We start from the raw sequence: 18,368 nt of genomic DNA, 5'->3' as shown, positions 1-18,368 counted from the left end.
GCTCGTGCACGAGGGACACCCGAAGAGCCGACGGGCGGGAGAAATTTTCCGCGATCCGGTGAACAAATCGGCTGTACCGCGCATCGAAGCTTGTGTAGAGCACCAGAGGACGGCGCGGCGCGCGGGAAGAGAACACCGCCGCCGACCGCGCCGCGGAGCACGAGTGGAGCACCGTCACTGTGAACGAACACCGGAACACCACCGACCCGACAGGCACCGCCAAGCACCGCACCGACCGCAGGTTGGGCCGCACGGTGCTCGCCGTCGCCGCCGTCGCCGGCCTGGGTCTCGCCTGGGCGGGCACCGCCGAGGCCGCGACCCCGAGCACCGCGACGTCGACGCCGACCTGCTCCGCCGCCGGGCTCAAGGCCACCTTCGGCCAGCAGCTCGCCGGCGGAATGAACCACCAGGGTGTGGTCATCAGGCTGCGCAACCTCAGCGGCAAGACCTGCGCCCTGCGCGGCTACCCCGGACTGGGGCTGGAGAACTCCGCGCACCGGACGCTCACCACCCACACGCACTGGGGCAACACCTGGTACGCCAAGGACCCGGGCAGGAGGACGCTCGTCCTCAAGGACGGCGAGAGCGCCGAGGCCGTCGCCGCCTGGACCCACGCCAACACCGGCACCTCGGGCGCGGTGCACGCCTCCTACCTGGAGATCACCCCGCCCGCCGCCACCCAGCACAAGACGCTGGCCCTCCCGCAGTGGGTCGACCACGGTGACCTCTCCGTCACCGCGCTGGCCAGGCACATCAACGTCACTCCCTGACCGCCCGCGCCATGAACGGCGGGGGTGTCTAGGCCCGCGCCCCGCCGTCCACGCGCAGTACCGTGCCCGTCACGTAGGACGCGCGGTCGCTCAGGAGCCAGGCGGCGGCCTCGGCTATCTCCTCGGGTTCGGCCGTGCGGCCCAGAGGCGTCGTGGACCTCATGCGGTCGATGACGCCGGGGGTGGCCGCCTCCCACTCGCGGACCATGTCGGTGAGGGTGCCGCCGGGGGCGACGGCGTTGACGCGGATGCCCTCGGGGCCGTAGGTGACGGCCGCCGACTCGGTGAGGCTGTTGACGGCGCGCTTCAGGGCGCCGTAGACGGGCAGGGCAGGGTTGGCGCGCAGGCTGCCGACGGAGGAGTTGTTGACGATGGCGCCTCCCGTGGCGGTGGCGCGGATGGCCTTGACCTCCGCTGCCATGGCGAGCCAGACGCCCTTGAGGTTGACGGCGGTGATGTGGTCGAAGTCGTCCTCGGGGAGCTCGTCCATCGGGCCGGGTTGCTGGATGGTGGCGCCGTTGTTGAAGGCGATGTCCAGGCGGCCGTAGACCTCCACCGTGCGGTCGACGGCGGCGCGGACGGACTCCGTGTCGGCCAGGTCGCAGACGACGTGGTCAGCGGTGCCGCCGGCCGTCCTGATCTCCTCCGTGACGGTCTTGAGCTGGTCCTCCGTGCGGGCCGCCAGCATGACCCGGGCGCCCTCGCGGGCGAAGAGCCGGGCGGCGGCCGCGCCGATACCGCGGCCGGCGCCGCTGATGAAGGCGACCTTGCCGGTCAGCAGGCCTTGGTTCGTGGTGTTGTCCATGTCTTCGAGCGTGCGCCCGGTCCCCCGGCCCATCCAGGCACCGGCAGTACCTGGCTGGGCCCCGCCGCACCGGCGCACACTGGGGGCGTGGACAGGCCAGAACTCGCCGCGTTCCTGCGCAGCCGCCGGGAGCGGATCTCCCCTGCCGAGGTGGGGCTGCCGCACGGCCCGCGCCGCCGTACGCCCGGGCTGCGGCGCGAGGAGGTGGCGCAGCTGGCGTTCATCTCGACCGAGTACTACACCCGGCTGGAGCAGGCGCGGGGGCCACGGCCGTCGCGGGAGGTGCTGGGCGGGCTGGCGCGGGCGCTGCGGTTGTCGGACGCCGAGCGCGGCCATCTGCACCACCTCGCCGGGGCCCCGCCGGGACCGCCGCCCGGACCCTCGCGCGAGGTGCGGCAGAGCCTCCTCGACCTGCTGCGCCGGCTGCCCCAGGCCGCCGCCTTCGTGACGTCCGCGGCCTTCGAGGTGCTGGCCTGGAACGACCTCGCGGCCGCCCTCATGGAGGACTTCTCCGCCCTGCCCCCGCGTGACCGCAACATCGTGCGCCGCGCCTTTCTCAGCCCGCGCCCGGGCGGCAGGAAGCTCTACGGGGTGTCGGACGTCGACGCCTTCGCACGGCTCTCGGCACAGCGCCTGCGGGCCGCCGCCGCCCGCTACCCGGACGCCCCCGAGGTGACGGGGCTTGTGGACGAACTCCTCGTCGGCAGCGAGGAGTTCAGGCGGCTGTGGGAGTCGCACGACGTGAGCGCCGAGCCCACCCTGTGCAAGACCTTCCAGCACCCGGTGGTGGGCCCGGTCACCGTCAACTGCGACGCCCTCGACATCACCGACCGGGACCAGCAGGTCGTGATCTACACCGCCACCCCGGGCTCACGCTCCGAGGAGGCGCTGCGGCTGCTCTCCGTGATCGGCACACAGCGGATGGATCAGCAGGTGGACTTCCCGGCGTAGATCGCCAGGGCGGTGTTCGAGGCCAGGGTGGCGCTGAACTGGCCGCTCGAATTCACCGTCACCGAGGTGTTCGCCTGCACATTGCAGTACGTCCCCGCCGGCAGCGACGTCTGGTACGTGCGGGTCAGCGAGCCCGACTCGTGGTTGATGGCGACGTACCCCTTCGCGCCCCGCCCGAAGGCGATGGCGTCGGCCCCGTCGTCCCACCAGTTCGTCACCTGCTCGCCGCGCACCGCGTTGCGGAAGGCGACCATGCGGAGGATCTCCGGCCAGGCGTGCTGGCACTTCCAGCCGTCCTGCCAACAGGCGTTGACCGTGCCGCCGTTGGGCGGGCCCGCGTCGGCGTCGGTCCACTCGTAGCCGGAGTTGATGTCCGGGGCGCCGTAGGGGTAGGCGAGCATGAAGACGTTGGCGAGGGTGTAGTTGGCGCCGTCCTTGTAGTTCAACGTGCTGCCGTTGCGCTCGGTGTCGTGGTTGTCGACGAAGACTCCGGCGACCGAGCTGCTCATGTACCCCCACCCCTCCCCGTAGTTCTTCAGGTAGGCGAGGTTCTCGTTGTTGAAGACGCGCTTGAGGTCGTAGGCGTAGCGGAACTCCTGGACGTCACCGTTGCCGGTGTACTCGGTCGGCTGGACGGCCTCGCCGGCGCCGTAGATGACCTCCTGCTTCCAGTAGGCGGAAGGGTTGGTCAGACGCGACTTGATGTTCGCCAGGTCGGCCGCGTCGATGTGCTTGGCCGCGTCGATGCGGAAGCCGTCGACGCCCAGGCTCAGCAGGTCGTTCATATAGCCGGCGATGGTCTTGCGGACGTACTCCTCGCCCGTGTCCAGGTCGGCGAGGCCGACGAGTTCGCAGTGCTGGACGTTCCAGCGGTCGGAGTAGTTGGAGACGGCGGAGGTGCAGTCGTCGAAGTCGTAGGAGGAGTACAGCCCGGGATAGTTGTACTTCGTGTACGACGAGCCGCCGGTGCCGGTGCCGCTGCCCGCCGACATGTGGTTGACGACCGTGTCGACGACCACCTTCACACCGGCCGCGTGACAGGTGTTCACCATGTTCTGGAAGGACGTGCGGTTGCCGAGTCTGCCCGCGATCTTGTACGACACCGGTTGGTACGACGTCCACCACTGCGCGCCCTGTATGTGCTCGGCGGGCGGGGAGACCTGGACGTATCCGTAGCCGGCGGGGCCCAGAGTGCCGGTGCACTCCTTGGCGACCGAGGCGTAGTTCCACTCGAAGAGGACGGCGGTGACGTCCTTGGTGCCGGGCGGGGAGGCGTCCGCGACGGATGGGGTCATGACAACGCCACAGGCGGCCAGCGCCAGCGCGACGGAGAGGGTCTTGTGTGCCATGTGGGGGTTCCTTCGTCTTTGAAGGCGCCGTTGAAGGCTCTTGCTGAAAGATTGCCGAAACCTTGCGGTTGCGCAGATGCTAAAGGCCCGCTCCCCGGATGGGTAGCGGGCCTTCAGAAGTCGCTGCAGGAAGTTACCGGATGACGGCTCGTCAGGCGGTCGTCCACCACACGGTCGTGTCGGCCGGCACCTTCGCCTCGCCGTCCGCCTCGGTCACCTCACCGCTGGTGAGGAGCACCCGGCCGTATGCCGGAGTGGTCACCGACTCCCCGCTCGTGTTCGCGACGCACACGAACTCCCCGCGCCTGAAGGCGAGTACACCCTCCGGGGCACGCAGCCACTCCACCGCCTCGCCCGCGCCCAGATCGGGCTGTGTACGGCGGACGCTCAGTGCGGTGCGGTACAGCTCCAGGGTGGAACCGGCCATCCCCGTCTGCGCCTCCACGCTCAGCTCGGCCCAGCTCGCGGGCTGCGGCAGCCAGCTGCCCCCGCCGCCGAACCCGTACGACGAGCCCTTCCGCGTCCATGGGATCGGCACCCGGCAGCCGTCCCGGAAGCCGTCCTGGCCGGCGCCACGGAAGTACGCGGGGTCATGGCGGTCCTCGTCGGCCAGGTCCACGACGTCCGGGAGTCCCAGCTCCTCGCCCTGGTAGATGTACGCCGAACCGGGCAGCGCCAGCATCAGCAGGGTCGCGGCCCTGGCCCGCCGCAGACCGAGGTCCCGGTCCCCCGCGGTGCGGATCTGGGTGCCGAGGCCGGGCGGGTTGGCGAAGCGGGTGGCATGCCGGGTGACGTCGTGGTTGGAGAGGACCCAGGTGGCGGGGGCACCGACCGGGCGCATCGCCTCCAGGGTGCGGTCGATGACCGTACGCAGTTCCTTCGCCTCCCACTCGGTGCTCAGATACTGGAAGTTGAAGGCCTGGTGCAGCTCGTCCGGGCGGACGTAGTTCGCCGTGCGCTCCACGGTCGGCGTCCAGGCCTCGGCCACGAAGATCCGCCCACCCGTCGCCCACCACCGCCCTTCTGCGGAAGGCCCTTCGGGCCCCATTTCATTTTCGGCGTACTCGTCGAGGACGTGCCGCCACTGTCGGTAGACCTCGTGGACACCGTCCTGGTCGAAGAACGGCATGACATCGTTGCCCAGCAGCTTCAGCTGTTCGGCGCCGCCGATGTCCGGCAGCCCCTCCGCCTTCACCAGGCCGTGCGCCACGTCGATACGGAATCCGTCCACGCCCATGTCCAGCCAGAAACGCAGGATGGAGCGGAACTCGTCGCCGACGGCCGGGTGCTCCCAGTTGAAGTCCGGCTGCTCGGGGGCGAAGAGATGGAGATACCACTCGCCGTCCGCCACCCTCGTCCAGGCCGGGCCGCCGAAGATGGACTCCCAGTCGTTGGGCGGGAGTTCGCCGTTCGCGCCCTTGCCCGCACGGAAGTGGTAGCGCTCCCGCAGCGGCGAGCCGGGGCCCTCCGCCAACGCCCGCTTGAACCACTCGTGCTGGTCGGAGGAGTGGTTGGGCACCAGGTCGACGATGATCCGCAGGCTGAGCTCATGGGCGTCGCGGATCAGCGCGTCCGCGTCGAGCAGGTTGCCGAACATCGGGTCCACGGCCCGGTAGTCGGCGACGTCGTAACCGGCGTCGGCCTGCGGTGACGCGTAGAACGGGCTGAGCCACACGGCGTCGACGCCGAGGTCGCGCAGATACGGGAGTCTGGAACGTACGCCCTCCAGGTCGCCCATCCCGTCGCCGTTGCTGTCGGCGAAGCTGCGCGGATAGACCTGGTAGATCACCGCGTCCCGCCACCAGTCGCGACGACGGGCGACGGTGGTCGTGGCGGTGGCCGGTGCGGCGGATTGCTGCTGGCTCATGGCGTCCTTGATACGTAACGGATTCATCGGGTCACAGGTGGATACGGGGCGGGTGACAGGCGGCCGCGGTGGAAGCGGGGTCGGATGTCCATCGCGACCGCCAACCCGCGCCTCTGTGAGGCGCGGGAGTGCAAGCGCCCCAAAGGGGCGCGGGGCTGTATCGATGTGCGGCTTCCGCCGCGTGGGCGCGACCAGCCACAACGCCGCCGCAGACAAACAACGGCCCGTCGCGGCTCAACCGGCGGTCAGCCCTTCGTGCCGCCCGCGGTAAGCCCGGTCACCAGGTTCCTCTGCACGAGGTAGAAGAACACGGCGACGGGTATCGCGATCAGCACCGCGGTCGCGGTCATCAGGTTGCGCTGGGCGTCGTGTTCGCTGATGAAGCTCTGCAGGCCCACGGCGAAGGTGTACTTGTCGTCGCTGAGCATGAACGTGGACGCGAAGGCGACCTCGCCGAAGGCGGTGAGGAAGTTGTAGAACGCGGCGACCGCGAGACCGGGCTTGGCGAGGGGCAGGATCAGCCGGGCGAAGGTGCCGAAGGGGCTGAGTCCGTCGACGCGGCCGGCCTCGTCGATCTCGAAGGGGATCGTGTCGAAGTAGCCCTTGAGCAGCCAGGCCGTGTAGGGGACGACGGTGGTGCAGTAGACCAGGATCAGCCCGAGGTAGCTGTCGATGAGGCCGAGGCGCGACAGGATCTGGTACATCGGCACGATCAGCACGGCGATCGGGAACATCTGGGTCACCAGCAGCAGCCACATGAACTTCCGGTAGCCCGGGAAGCGCATCCGGGAGACCGCGTAACCGGTCGTGGAGGCGAGGATCAGGCCGATGACCGTGGTGCCGCCGACGACGATCATCGTCGTCCTGAACCAGTCCCAGAAACCGGTGTGCTGGAGGACGAAGGAGTAGTTGTCCAGCGTCATCTTGTGCCAGATACCGCCCGGATGGAGGTAGTCGTCCTTGTCCGGGCCGAGGGACAGGAAGATCAGCCAGCCGACCGGGAAGAACGCGATCAGGCTCGCCACGCCCAGGATGCCGTGGGTGAGGGCGGTGGCGAGGGGGCCGCGCTCGCTCCGGCGGCGGATGCGGCGGGGGGCGGTCACGTGGGCCTCCTCGGCGACCTGGGCGGAGGTCTCGACAGTGGTCGTACTCATGGAAACTCCTGCCTCAGATCGCGAGCTGCTGGTCGTTGCGGTTGAGCCAGCGGCGGTAGAAGGAGGTGAAGACGATCAGGATGGCCAGCAGCAGCATGCCGTAGGCGGCGGACTGGGCGAAGTCACGCGGCTGCTGTCCGAAGCCGAGGAAATAGGCCCAGGTGACCAGGATCTGCGCGTCCGGGGCGGTGTTGCCGAACAGCAGGAAGATGACGGCGAACTGGTTGAACGTCCAGATGATGCCGAGCAGCACGACCGTGGAGCTGACGGACCTGAGCCCCGGCAGGGTGACGTAGCGGAAGCGCTGCCAGGCACTGGCGCCGTCCATCTCGGCGGCTTCGTAGAGGGTGCCGTCGATGGCCTGGAGGCCGCCGAGCAGCGAGAGCATCATGAACGGCACACCGCACCAGGTGTTGACGAGGATCGCGGCGGTCCGCTGCCAGAACGTGTCCTCCAGCCATCCGGGTTGCGGCAGATGGAGGAAGTCGAGAGCCGCGTTGACGATGCCGCCGTCGGCGAGCATGAACCGCCAGCCGAACACGGTGACGAAGGTGGGAACCGCCCAGGGCAGCACCAGGACCATGCGGTAGAAGGTGCGGCCGCGGAACCTCTCGTTGAGCAGCAGGGCTAGGGCGAGACCGATGGTGTAGTGCAGGGTGACGCACAGCGCGGTCCAGACGATGGTCCACAGGAAGTGGGACCAGAAGCGGTCGTAGGACGTCGGGCCGAACAGGATGTCCTGGTAGTTGGCCAGGCCGATGAACTTGTAGGTGGCGTCGATGTGGTTGACGCCGATGGTGCGGGCCGTGTTGAGGCTGTTGGCGTCCGTCAGCGTCAGGTAGAAGCCGTACACCAGGGGGTAGACGACGAGCGCGCCGAGCACGACGGCCACGGGGGCGGTCATCGCGTAGGCGTACCAGTACTTCTGGTAGCCGTTCCGGAGCCGCTGGCCCAGCCCGGGGCGGGGCGCGCGGTCGCCGTGGCGCTTGCCGGTCGCGCGGTCGATGGCGACTGTCATGGTTCGACACCTTCTGGGTTTTCCGGGTTCGGGCTGGGCACAGGCCGGTGGCCGTCGGATCCCTACCCCCGTCTTCCAGGGGGATCCGACGGCCACTCGGGGCTTACTTGCTGAAGTCGGGGACGAGCTTCTCGACCCCGAGTTCGGCGTTGCCCAGGCCCTTGTCGAGGGACTCCTTGCCGCCGGCGACCTTGGCCAGCTCGGTGCCGACCGGGCCCCACAGCGAGGAGTACTCGGCGAGCGCGGGGCGCGGCTGGGCGGAGGACAGCACCGCCTGGTAGCCGGCGATGCCCGGGTCGGCCTTGACCTCGGCCGTGAAGGCGTCGGAGCGGGTCGGCAGGGTGGAGTTCTTCAGGGCGATCTCCGTCTGGGACTTGGCGGAGGTCATGAAGGCGACGAACTTCAGGGCCGCCTCCTGGTGGGCCTTGTCGGAGCCGGCGTAGACGGAGAGGTTGTGGCCGCCGGTCGGGGCCCCCGCCTTGCCTGCGGAGCCGGCCGGGACGGTGGTGATGCCCAGGTTGGACTTGTCGCCGAAGGCGGAGCCCTTGTAGAAGTTGGTGATCTCCCAGGGGCCCTCGAGGGTCATGGCGACCTTGCCGTTGACGAAGGCGTCCTGGCGGTGCGCGTAGGCGTCGGCGGTGGTGTCCGCCTTCTGCAGGCCCTTGCCGGAGTAGAGGTCCAGCCAGGTCTGGTAGCCCTTCTTGGCCGCCGCCGAGGTGATGGTGATCTTCTTGGCGGAGGCGTCGACCATGTCGGTGCCCTCGCCGTAGAGGAAGGGCTGCGTGTAGTACGCGGCCTCCGGGCCCCAGTAGCCGGTGACCCTGGCCTTGTCCTGGACCTTGGCGGCGTCGGTCTTCAGCTCGTCCCAGGTCTTGGGGGCCTCGGTGATGCCGGCCTTCTTCAGCAGCGCCTTGTTGTAGACGAGGGCGAGGGTGTCGGTGACCAGCGGGACGCCGTAGGTCTTGCCGTCGTACTGGGCCTGGGTGATCAGGCTGGACTGGAACGTGGCCTGGTCGGCGAGGGCGCCGGTGCCGTCCAGCGGCAGGAAGTAGCCGGCCTTGGCGAAGGCGGGGGTCCAGCCGACCTCGGAGCGCAGCACGTCGGGGGCACCCTTGCCGGACTGCGCGGCCGTGTCGAACTTGTTCTGCGCCTGGTCGAACTGGACGTTGACGTAGTTGACCTTGACGCCCTTGTTCGCGGCTTCGAAGTCCTTGACCAAGGCCTTGTAGGTCGGTGCCTCATTGGTGGCGTTGGAGGTGTCCCACCAGGTGATGGTGACCGGGCCGTCCGACTTGCTGTCGCTGCCGCTCCCGCCGCACGCCGTCGCCGTGAGGGCGAGGGACGCCACCAGCGCGGAGGCCGCTATGCCACGCCGCATGAGTTCTCCTTGAGGGTGAAAAGCCCGAGTGATGCGAGGCGGCCCCGTCCGCCGTCCTCGCCGTCGTGCCGACAGCGCCGTTGCGGCGGCCGGGCGTCAGGGAACGTAACAGCGATGTAAGCGTTGCGAAAGACCTTGCAGAAAAAAAGCGCAAGGGATCTTCGAAGTTATCCGGACGTGACCCTTCGGCGACCGCTGTGAGACGCTTGTTTACGGGGGTAGAGCGCTACGAGGGCCACTTGTGCAAGACTCTGCAAGCTCTTGCCATCACTTTCACGAGGGAGCGCGATGACGCAGCAGCCCCGACCGGGCCGCCCCCCAGGCCGCATCAGGCGCCCGATCGGTGTGCAAGGGGACATACGGCCGGTACAGTCCAGTGGCGTGACCACACGGCTTGCCGACATCGCAGCGCAGGCGGGGGTGAGCGAGGCGACCGTCAGCCGGGTCCTCAACGGGAAGCCGGGCGTCGCCGCCACCACCCGCCAGTCCGTGCTCGCCGCGCTGGACGTGCTCGGCTACGAGCGCCCGGTACGGCTGCGGCAGCGCAGCGAGGGCCTGGTGGGGCTGATCACCCCCGAGCTGGAGAACCCGATATTCCCGGCCCTGGCCCAGGTCATCGGGCAGGCACTGACCAGGCAGGGCTACACACCCGTGCTCGCCACCCAGACCCCCGGCGGGTCCACGGAGGACGAGCTGACCGAGATGCTGGTGGACCGCGGGGTCGCGGGCATCATCTACGTCTCCGGTCTCCACGCGGACACCACCGCCGACATGCAGCGCTACGAGCGACTGCGGGCGCAGGGCGTGCCGTTCGTCCTCGTGGACGGCTTCTCGCCGAAGGTGCAGGCACCCTTCATCTCACCGGACGACCGGGCTGCGATGATTCTGGCGGTCACGCATCTGGTGTCCCTGGGGCACACGAGGATCGGTCTCGCCCTCGGCCCGAAACGCTTCGTCCCCGTACAGCGCAAGATCGAGGGCTTCGTACGGGCCGTGCAGGACCAGTTGGGGCTGACGGCCGAGGCGATCGAGTCCGAGCTGGTCCAGCACTCCCTCTACACCCTGGAGGGCGGTCAGGCGGCGACCACGGCGCTGATCGACCGGCACTGCACGGCGATCGTCTGCGCCAGCGACATGATGGCCCTCGGCGCGATACGGGCGGCCCGGCAGCGGGGTCTGGACGTCCCCCGGGACGTCTCGGTGGTCGGTTTCGACGACTCCCCGCTGATCGCCTTCACCGACCCGCCGCTCACCACGATCCGCAAGCCGGTCCCGGCGATGGGGCAGGCCTCGGTGCGCACCCTGCTGGAGGAGATCGGGGGTACACCGGCTCCGCACAGCGAGTTCGTTTTCATGCCGGAATTGGTGGTACGCGGTTCTACGGCGTCGGCACCGGGGGAGCGCACCAACCGCCCCTGACCACGCGCCAGTACCTCGGCGGCGGCCGAGCAGTACCTGGGAAGTAGTCGCCATGCCGTAGAACGTGCGCGGTGAACCCAACCTTGGGATGATCTGTCGAAGACGTCTTTTCTGGCAGACTCTGTGCCTATGAGTGACTCGACCGTGACAGAGCCGGAAGGTCGCGCACAACAGACCCTTCCGCAGACCGTCACGGGCGAGGGAGAGCAGGGGTTCCTGCGCCGGCTGCGCACGCCGCGCCGGCCCCGGCTCTGGTTCGAGATCCTGCTGATCGCGGTGAGTTACTGGACCTACTCGCTCATCCGCAACGCGGTCCCGGAGCAGAAGGCGCAGGCGCTGCGCAACGCCGACTGGATCTGGAAGGGCGAGCACCGGCTGGGGATCGCCGTCGAGGGGTCCGTCAACCACGTGGTGAACTCGACGGCTTGGCTGATCGTCGGCATGAACTACTACTACGCGACACTGCACTTCGTGGTGACGCTGGGTGTGCTGGTGTGGCTCTACCGCAGCCATCCCGGCCGTTACGCGGCGGCCCGCCTCGCTCTCTTCGCCACGACGGGCGTGGCCCTCCTCGGCTACTACCTGTTCCCGCTCGCCCCGCCACGGCTGATGAACGGCGACGGCTTCATCGACACGGTGATGGTCCACCACACCTGGGGCTCCATGGCCTCCGGCGACCTCAAGCACATGTCCAACCAGTACGCCGCGATGCCGTCCATGCACATCGGCTGGTCCCTGTGGTGCGGTCTGACGATCTTCGCGCTGGCGTCGTTGCCCTGGGTACGGGTCCTGGGCCTTCTCTACCCGACGGCGACCCTCCTCGTCATCGTGGCCACGGCCAACCACTTCTGGCTCGACGCGGTGGGCGGCATGCTGTGCCTGACGTTCGGCTTGGCGGTGGCGAGGGCGTGGTACGGGACGCTGCCCTACGCGCTGCCACGCCGCCCACCGGGAGCGACCGCACTACCTGACCCCGCGGGCGGCTGAGGAAGGGACCGCCGGCGGCTCACTCCCCCCGGTGCACCACGTGCCCTCCGGTCACCGTCAGCCATACCGGTGCTTCCGGCACCTCGTCCACCGCCGCCTCTCCCGCAGCCCTCGCCGCATGACTCGTGCAGCCCTCCAGGGCCTCCAGGCCCGCACGAACTGCTGCGCGAACGCATCGCCTCCGTGAGCGACCCCGCGACCCTGGACAGTACGAGCGTACGGTCACGGTGCTGCTGGACGCGGGCTTCGCCCCCGCGGACGCCATGCCGCTGCTGATCGCCCTGGAGAACCTGGTGCTGGGCTCGGCGCCGGACCTGGCGGCGCGGGAGACGATGTGGGAGCTGACGACGCAGACCCCGACCCCGCGGCCGGCCGAGGCCCTGGCGGCGGTGGCGGCCGGCCGCGCGGACCGGGCCTTCGAGGTGGGGCTGACGGGGCTCATGAACCACGCGCGGGCCATGCTCACCCAGGGGGTGTCGTCTGGATCAGGCCGGCAGTGAGGAACAGTGCCTCTTGACCGAGCCGAGCGGGGTCTGGTGCGTGCAGCTGCAAGGCGGAGGAGGCGTGGACAATCAGCCGCTGCCGCGGCGGGCGACGCGGTGGGGGCACCCCCGGCCGAAGGCTGGGGGACCTCGGCGAGTGACGACAACGCCGCTGGGGGCACCCCCTCTGGGCGAGTGCGTGCCAGGGCCCGCGACGCCGGCATGATCCAGACGACACCCCCCTAGCGGCCCCGGCCGCCGCCCGCAGCGCGTCGAGGTCGCCTCCCGCGCGAGTTGCGGCGGCGCGGTCTCCTGGCGGTCACCGCGCTCGGCGTCCTGGCGACGGGCGTGACCTGTCGGCGGTCCTGGCCCTCGCCAAGTGGCCCCAGAGGGCGCGGGCTGTCAACAGCAGAGGCTCCGCCGCGGGGCGCGCTCGGCCCGCACGCACCCGCACCCGCACCCGAAACACGACCGGACTCCCCCGCACTCGACCGCTTACGCCCCGTAGAAAAGCTCCTCCATCACAGCCCTGGCCCGCCGCGCGGTCCGCCGATACGCGTCCAGCATGTCCCCCGCATGCCCGTCCCCGTACCCCAGGTACCGGCCCACCGCGGCCAACTCCCGGCTCTCGGAGGGGAACGTGTCGCCGGCCCGCCCCCGCACCAGCATCACCGCGTTGCGCACCCGCGTGGCCAGCACCCACGCCTCGTCGAGTGTCGCGGCCTCCTCGGTCCCCAGCAGCCCCGCCCCGCACGCCGCGGCCAGCGCCTCCCGCGTCCGGGTGGTCCGCAGCTGTGGCTCGGCCCATCCGTGCAGCAGCTGCAGCAGCTGCACGGTCCACTCGACGTCGGACAGGCCGCCCGGCCCGAGCTTGGTGTGCAGTTTGGGGTCGGCCCCGCGCGGCAGCCGCTCGGACTCCATGCGGGCCTTCAACCGCCGGATCTCGCGTACCGCGTCCTCGCCGAGCCCCTGCGCCGGATACCGCAGCGGATCGATCAGCTCGATGAACCGGCGCCCCAACTCCTCGTCCCCGGCGACCGGTTCGGCCCGCAGCAGGGCCTGCGACTCCCATACCAGCGACCACCGGCGGTAGTACGCCTCGTAGGACTTGAGCGTGCGCACCAGCGGCCCGGACTTGCCCTCGGGCCGCAGGCCGGCGTCGATCAGCAACGGCGGGTCGCCGCTGGGGAGCTGGAGCAGCCGCCGCATCTCGGCGACCACCTTGTTCGCCGCGTCGGCGGCCTCCCGCTCGTCCACGCCCTCCTGCGGCTCGTGCACGAACACGACGTCCGCGTCGGAGCCGTAGCCCAGCTCGTGCCCGCCGAACCGGCCCATGCCGATGATCGCGAACCGGGTCGGCAGGGTGTCGCCCCAGCCGTCGCGGACCACGGCCCGCAGGGTCCCGGCCAGTGTCGCCGCCGTGAGGTCGGAGACCGCGCCGCCGACCCGGTCCACCAGGGCGCCCTGGTCGGCCGCGGCGGGCTTGGTCTCGGTGCCGTAGGAGTCGACGATGTCGGCCGCGGTCGTACGGAACAGCTCGCGGCGGCGCACGCCACGCGCGGCCCGTACCCCGTCCTCGGCGCTGTCGGCGCGGCCGACGGCGGCGAGGATCTCCCTTTCCAGCTGGGCGCGTTCGCGGGGTTCGAGGCCGCCGCCGGTGCCGCCGCCCTCGCGGGCACCGTCGCCGTCGCCGAGCAGGGCCACCGCCTCGGGGGCGCGCATCAGCAGGTCGGGGGCGAGGCGGCCGGCCGACAGCACGCGGGCCAGGTTCTCGGCGGCGGCGCCCTCGTCCCGCAACAGCCGCAGGTACCAGGGGGTCTTGCCGAGGGCGTCGGAGACCTTGCGGAAGTTCAGCAGGCCCGCGTCCGGGTCGGCGGAGTCGGCGAACCAGCCCAGCAGAACGGGCAGCAGGGTGCGCTGGATCGCGGCCTTGCGGGAGACGCCGGAGGCGAGGGCCTCCAGATGACGCAGGGCGGCCGCCGGGTCGGCGTAGCCGAGGGCCTCCATGCGTTCCCGGGCCGCCTTCGGGCTCAACCTGGCTTCGCCGGATGCGAGTTGGGCGACGGCGTCGAGCAGCGGGCGGTAGAAGATCTTCTCGTGCAGGCGCCGTACGACACCGGTGTGCCGTTTCCACTCACGGATCAGCTCGGTCACCGGTTCGGTGCGCAGGCCCAGGGAGCGGCCGAGGCGGCGCAGGTCGGCCTCGTCCTCGGGGACCAGGTGGGTGCGGCGCAGCCGGTAGAGCTGGATGCGGTGCTCCATGGAGCGCAGGAAGCGGTAGGCCTCACCGAGTTGCGTGGCGTCGGCACGGCCGACATAGCCGCCGGCGGCGAGCGCCTGGAGGGCGTCGAGGGTGGTGCCGGAACGGAGGGTGGCGTCGGCCCGTCCGTGCACCAACTGGAGCAGCTGGACGGCGAATTCGACATCGCGCAGACCGCCCGGGCCGAGCTTCAGTTCACGGTCGACCTCGGCGACGGGGATGTTCTGCACCACCCGGCGGCGCATCTGCTGCACGTCGGTGACGAAGTTCTCGCGCTCGGCGGCCTTCCAGACCAGCGGTTCGAGCGCGTCGATGTACTCCCGCCCCAGTTCGGGGTCGCCGGCGACCGGGCGGGCCTTGAGCTGGGCCTGGAACTCCCAGGTTTTGGCCCAGCGCTGGTAGTAGGCGAGGTGGCTGCTGAGGGTGCGCACCAGCGGGCCGTTCCTGCCCTCGGGACGCAGATTGGCGTCCACCGGCCAGATCGAGCCCTCCACCGTCGTCTCTGAGCAGATCCGCATCATGTGCGAGGCGAGTCTGGTGGCGGAGCGGAGCGCCTCGGCCTCGTCGGCGCCGGCGGCGGCCTCGCCGACGAAGATGACGTCGACGTCGGAGACGTAGTTCAGCTCGTGGCCGCCGCACTTGCCCATGGCGATCACCGCGAGCCGGCAGCCGGCCGCGTCCTCGGGCGCCGCGGCCTCGGCGAGGGTGAGGGCGGCGCGCAGGGTCGCGGTGGCGAGGTCGGCGAGCTCGGCGGCGGTCTCGGCGACATCGGTGGTGCCGCACACGTCCCGGGCGGCGATGGACAGCAGGCAGCGCCGGTAGGCGACCCGGAGCGCGACCGGGTCGCCGGCCTCGGCCAGGCCGCGCTCGAACTCCGCCACACCGGGGTGCAGGTCCCGGGGCTCGTAGGTGACCAGGGCCTCCCAGTCCCGCGGGTGCCGGGCGAGGTGGTCGGCGAGGGCGGCGGAGGCGCCGAGGACGCCCAGCAGGCGGTCCCGGAGCGGCTTGGCCGCTATCAGGGTGTCGAGCAGTTCCTGGTGGGCGGTGGGGCCGGGCTGGGCCTCCAGCAGCCGTACCAGACCCCGCAGGGCGAGATCCGGGTCGGCGGTGGCACCGAGTGCCTCGAGGAGGACCGGGTCGTCACGTACGGCTGCCAGCTCGGCGCTGTCCAGCAGCCGCTCGGCGGCCGACGCATCGGTGAAGCCGTGCCGCAGCAGTCGCGTGAAGGTACTGCTCCTGCGCCCCGGCGTCATCCGCGGCCTCCCTCCGGATCAAGGTCGTCCACGCCAGAGCCTAACCGCAGAGCCTGTCCCGAGCGCCGATGAGTTTCCGGCGGGATCGTGGTCTGTACCGGGTCTGTACCGGCAGGGAACCGAAGGAGGCATCATGCGCGAACCCGAGGGTGTGCTGGACGCCCGCTACAGCAGCAAGGGCACCCGGGCCCACGACTGGTCCGAGGCGGAGAAGGTGCTCACCGACTCGGAGCTGTTCTGGATCTCGACGGTACGGCCGGACGGGCGGCCGCATGTCACCCCGCTGCTCGCGGTGTGGCACGACGGTGCCCTGCACTTCGGCACCGGCCCCGGCGAGCGCAAGGCGCACAACCTCGCCGAGAACCCGCACGTCGTCCTGACGACGGGCACCAACAGCTGGACCATGGGGTACGACCTGACCGTCGAGGGCGAGGCGGTGCGGGTCACCGACGACGACCGGCTGCGTGAGCTGGCGGCGGCCTGGGAGGAGAAGTACGGCCCCTTCTGGCACTACGAGGTGGCCGACGGCTGCTTCCACCGGGACCCGGGGCGGACCCTGGTCTTCGCGGTGGCACCGCGCAAGGTTCTCGGCTTCGGCAAGGGCGAGCCGTTCAGCCAGACGCGCTGGCGGTTCGAGTAGCCCCTCGTCAACTCGCCGGGGAACGGCGGTGGTTCACTCGTCGGCTCACCTGGTGGGGCACCGTCTCGCCCAGCAGGCGGCGCATGGTGTCCGCCGCGGTGACGGCCGCGTCGGCGCAGCAGTTGTTGAACAGGACGTGGACCCGGTCGGTGCGGTCGGCCAGGGCACGGATGCGCGGCAGCCACGGTGTCAGTTCCCGTTCGGCGTAAGCGTGCCGGAAGCGGTCCTCCTTGCTGCCCGTCCCCCAGTGCGGGCTGCGGCCGTGGAAGCGGACCACCGCGAGCCGGCTCGTCGTGACGGGCGTGACGGGTGGCATGGAGGTGGGCAGCCCCTGTGCCGTGTCGACGGCCACGGCGGTGGCGTCGAGGTCGGTGAGCAGCGCGGCCGTGGCGTGCGCGCGGTCGCCCTGCCACCACCCGGGATGCCGGAACTCCACGGCGAACGGCCAGCCACGCGCGCGTTCACGGCTCGCCCGGACGACGGCCTCGGAGCGGGAGCCGGGGGCGAGGGAGGGCGGGTACTGGAACAGCAGGGTCCCGAGCCGCCCGGCGTGCCGCAGCGGCTCGACGGCCTCGGCGTACCGGGCCCACACCTCGTCCAGGAGCCCCGGATCGGTGGCGCGCCCGCGCGTGAACGCCGCCCGTAAGTCGGCGGGCAGCGCGGCGGGCCTGGTCGGATGCCCGGTCAGCAGGGAGAAGGCCTTGACGTCGAAGCGGAAGCCGTCCGGGGTGCGCTCCGCCCACAGCCGGGCGGTGCGCGAGCTCGGCAGCGCGTAGTACGGCGAGTCCGCCTCGACCACGCCGAACCGCTCGGCGTAGTGCCGCAGCCGCCCCTCGGCGTCGCGCAGCCCGCGCGGATACCAGCCGCTCCTCACCAGCGCGCGGTCGGTCCAGGAACAGGTGCCCACGAGGATCTCCGCCATGGACGGCGGGTACCCGCACGGGGCGGCTCGGCACCCCGTCGGCCGTGCGGGTGCCCGCGGGCCGCTCGGGTCCCGGAGACCGCCGCGCCGGCACCCTGTCGGCACGGCAGCAGTCGTTCACGCGGTTTTCATCCGCCGGGTTGAGTGCCGTGGCACACGGGAATGTTGGCGTGTGCATGCTCTGTGCGCACCGCCAGCCCCGTCCATCCCCCACCGGAGGTTGATGTGTCCGGCAGTTCCGTGTACCACCGTGCCCGTACCGTCGTAGCGTCCGCGACCGCGCTCGCCGCGGCCGCGATCGGACTGTGGACCGGGTTCGGCGGCGGCTCCGCGCACGCCGCGGGTGCCGTCCCGACCCCGGACCACGTGGTCGTCGTGGTCTTCGAGAACCACGCCTACAGCCAGGTCATCGGCTCCTCCAGCGCGCCGTACATCAACTCGCTCAAGACCGGCGGCGCCAACCTCACCCAGTCGTACGGCATCACGCACCCGAGCCAGCCGAACTACTTCGCCCTGTTCTCCGGCTCCACCCAGGGCATCACCGACGACAGCTGCTACACCCCCGGCTTCTCCTCGGCCGCCAACCTGGCGTCCGAGCAGCTCGCCGCGGGCCGCACCTGGGCCAGCTACAACGAGACCCTGCCCAGCCAGGGCTCGACCACGTGCAGCAGCGGCAGCTACGCGCGCAAGCACAACCCGTGGTTCGGCTTCAGCAATGTGCCGACCTCGTCCGCGAAGACGTTCACCCAGTTCCCGACGGACTACACGACACTGCCCCAGATGTCCTTCGTGGTCCCCAACCTGTGCAGCGACATGCACGACTGCTCGGTGTCCACCGGTGACACCTGGCTGAAGAACAACCTCGGCGCGTACGCCACCTGGGCCAAGACCCACAACAGCCTCCTGGTCGTCACCTTCGACGAGGACAACCGGCTCAGCGGCAACCGCATCCCGACGGTCCTGTACGGCCAGCCGGTGACGGCGGCCTCCTCCTCCTCGACGACGTACAACCACTACGACCTGCTGCGCACCCTGGAGGACACCCAGGGTCTGACCGCGCACGCGGGCAACGCGGCCTCCGCCAAGGACATCACCGGCGTCTGGGCGTCCTGA

Annotated in this window: 14 protein-coding genes and 2 pseudogenes; 7 read left to right on the top strand and 9 right to left on the bottom strand. The window is 70.5% G+C overall.

Annotated features, from left to right (window positions below; genetic code table 11):
* Positions 1–179: 179 nt before the first annotated feature.
* The gene (locus tag ABZ396_RS25680) at positions 180–770 is read left to right on the top strand and encodes a DUF4232 domain-containing protein (protein ID WP_358921862.1); all 591 of its coding nucleotides are present in this window, start codon (positions 180–182) and stop codon (positions 768–770) included.
* A 28-nt stretch (positions 771–798) separates the two neighbouring features.
* Here the strand turns inward: ABZ396_RS25680 and ABZ396_RS25675 are convergent, their stop codons facing one another.
* On the bottom strand, positions 799–1,575 hold the full coding sequence (locus ABZ396_RS25675) for a glucose 1-dehydrogenase (RefSeq protein WP_358921861.1): 777 nt from the start codon (positions 1,573–1,575) through the stop codon (positions 799–801).
* Positions 1,576–1,662: 87 nt separating this feature from the next.
* Here ABZ396_RS25675 and ABZ396_RS25670 point away from each other — a divergent pair, with 87 nt between their 5' ends.
* A complete protein-coding gene (locus ABZ396_RS25670) occupies positions 1,663–2,526 on the top strand; it encodes a helix-turn-helix transcriptional regulator (protein WP_358921859.1) in 864 nt (287 codons plus the stop codon).
* Here the strand turns inward: ABZ396_RS25670 and ABZ396_RS25665 are convergent.
* The 5 genes from ABZ396_RS25665 to ABZ396_RS25645 all read right to left on the bottom strand — a co-directional run bounded on the left by ABZ396_RS25665 (position 2,502) and on the right by ABZ396_RS25645 (position 9,292).
* Entirely contained in the window at positions 2,502–3,875 is a 1,374-nt protein-coding gene (locus ABZ396_RS25665; protein ID WP_358921857.1) for an alpha-amylase family protein, read from the bottom strand. The two genes, ABZ396_RS25670 and ABZ396_RS25665, sit on opposite strands and share 25 nt — an antisense overlap.
* Before the next feature lie 151 nt (positions 3,876–4,026).
* The gene (locus ABZ396_RS25660; protein ID WP_358921856.1) at positions 4,027–5,742 is read right to left on the bottom strand and encodes a glycoside hydrolase family 13 protein; all 1,716 of its coding nucleotides are present in this window, start codon (positions 5,740–5,742) and stop codon (positions 4,027–4,029) included.
* A 245-nt stretch (positions 5,743–5,987) separates the two neighbouring features.
* Positions 5,988–6,896: a carbohydrate ABC transporter permease gene (locus ABZ396_RS25655; protein ID WP_358921854.1), complete on the bottom strand. Its 909-nt coding sequence runs from the start codon at positions 6,894–6,896 to the stop codon at positions 5,988–5,990.
* Positions 6,897–6,909: 13 nt separating this feature from the next.
* A complete protein-coding gene (locus tag ABZ396_RS25650) occupies positions 6,910–7,914 on the bottom strand; it encodes a sugar ABC transporter permease (protein ID WP_358921852.1) in 1,005 nt (334 codons plus the stop codon).
* Between the two features lie 103 nt (positions 7,915–8,017).
* Positions 8,018–9,292, bottom strand: coding sequence for an extracellular solute-binding protein (locus ABZ396_RS25645; RefSeq protein ID WP_358921850.1), 1,275 nt, complete (start codon positions 9,290–9,292; stop codon positions 8,018–8,020).
* A gap of 381 nt (positions 9,293–9,673) precedes the next feature.
* Here ABZ396_RS25645 and ABZ396_RS25640 point away from each other — a divergent pair, with 381 nt between their 5' ends.
* Complete coding sequence (locus ABZ396_RS25640) at positions 9,674–10,711, top strand: LacI family DNA-binding transcriptional regulator (RefSeq protein WP_358921848.1); 1,038 nt, start codon at positions 9,674–9,676, stop codon at positions 10,709–10,711.
* A gap of 129 nt (positions 10,712–10,840) precedes the next feature.
* Entirely contained in the window at positions 10,841–11,698 is an 858-nt protein-coding gene (locus tag ABZ396_RS25635; protein WP_358921847.1) for a phosphatase PAP2 family protein, read from the top strand.
* Positions 11,699–11,717: 19 nt separating this feature from the next.
* Here ABZ396_RS25635 and ABZ396_RS25630 read toward each other — a convergent pair.
* Positions 11,718–11,849, bottom strand: a pseudogene (locus tag ABZ396_RS25630) (amidohydrolase); the annotation flags it as partial.
* A gap of 55 nt (positions 11,850–11,904) precedes the next feature.
* Between ABZ396_RS25630 and ABZ396_RS25625 the strand changes: the two are divergent.
* Positions 11,905–12,198, top strand: a pseudogene (locus tag ABZ396_RS25625) (TetR/AcrR family transcriptional regulator); the annotation flags it as partial.
* Between the two features lie 477 nt (positions 12,199–12,675).
* Here the strand turns inward: ABZ396_RS25625 and ABZ396_RS25620 are convergent.
* On the bottom strand, positions 12,676–15,693 hold the full coding sequence (locus ABZ396_RS25620) for a bifunctional [glutamine synthetase] adenylyltransferase/[glutamine synthetase]-adenylyl-L-tyrosine phosphorylase (protein ID WP_358921845.1): 3,018 nt from the start codon (positions 15,691–15,693) through the stop codon (positions 12,676–12,678).
* Between the two features lie 133 nt (positions 15,694–15,826).
* Here ABZ396_RS25620 and ABZ396_RS25615 point away from each other — a divergent pair, with 133 nt between their 5' ends.
* Complete coding sequence (locus ABZ396_RS25615) at positions 15,827–16,333, top strand: pyridoxamine 5'-phosphate oxidase family protein (protein ID WP_358921844.1); 507 nt, start codon at positions 15,827–15,829, stop codon at positions 16,331–16,333.
* A gap of 7 nt (positions 16,334–16,340) precedes the next feature.
* Here the strand turns inward: ABZ396_RS25615 and ABZ396_RS25610 are convergent, their stop codons facing one another.
* Entirely contained in the window at positions 16,341–17,255 is a 915-nt protein-coding gene (locus ABZ396_RS25610) for a DUF72 domain-containing protein (protein ID WP_358921842.1), read from the bottom strand.
* A 225-nt stretch (positions 17,256–17,480) separates the two neighbouring features.
* Between ABZ396_RS25610 and ABZ396_RS25605 the strand changes: the two genes are divergently transcribed.
* Positions 17,481–18,368 carry an alkaline phosphatase family protein gene (locus ABZ396_RS25605; RefSeq protein ID WP_358921840.1) on the top strand — a complete coding sequence of 296 codons (888 nt, stop codon included), beginning with the start codon at positions 17,481–17,483 and terminating at the stop codon, positions 18,366–18,368.

Source organism: Streptomyces sp. NPDC005866, from assembly GCF_040629895.1.
GTDB lineage: Bacteria > Actinomycetota > Actinomycetes > Streptomycetales > Streptomycetaceae > Streptomyces.
Note: the sequence above shows the minus strand (reverse complement) of the source record. Positions and strands in the feature narration are given on the sequence as shown.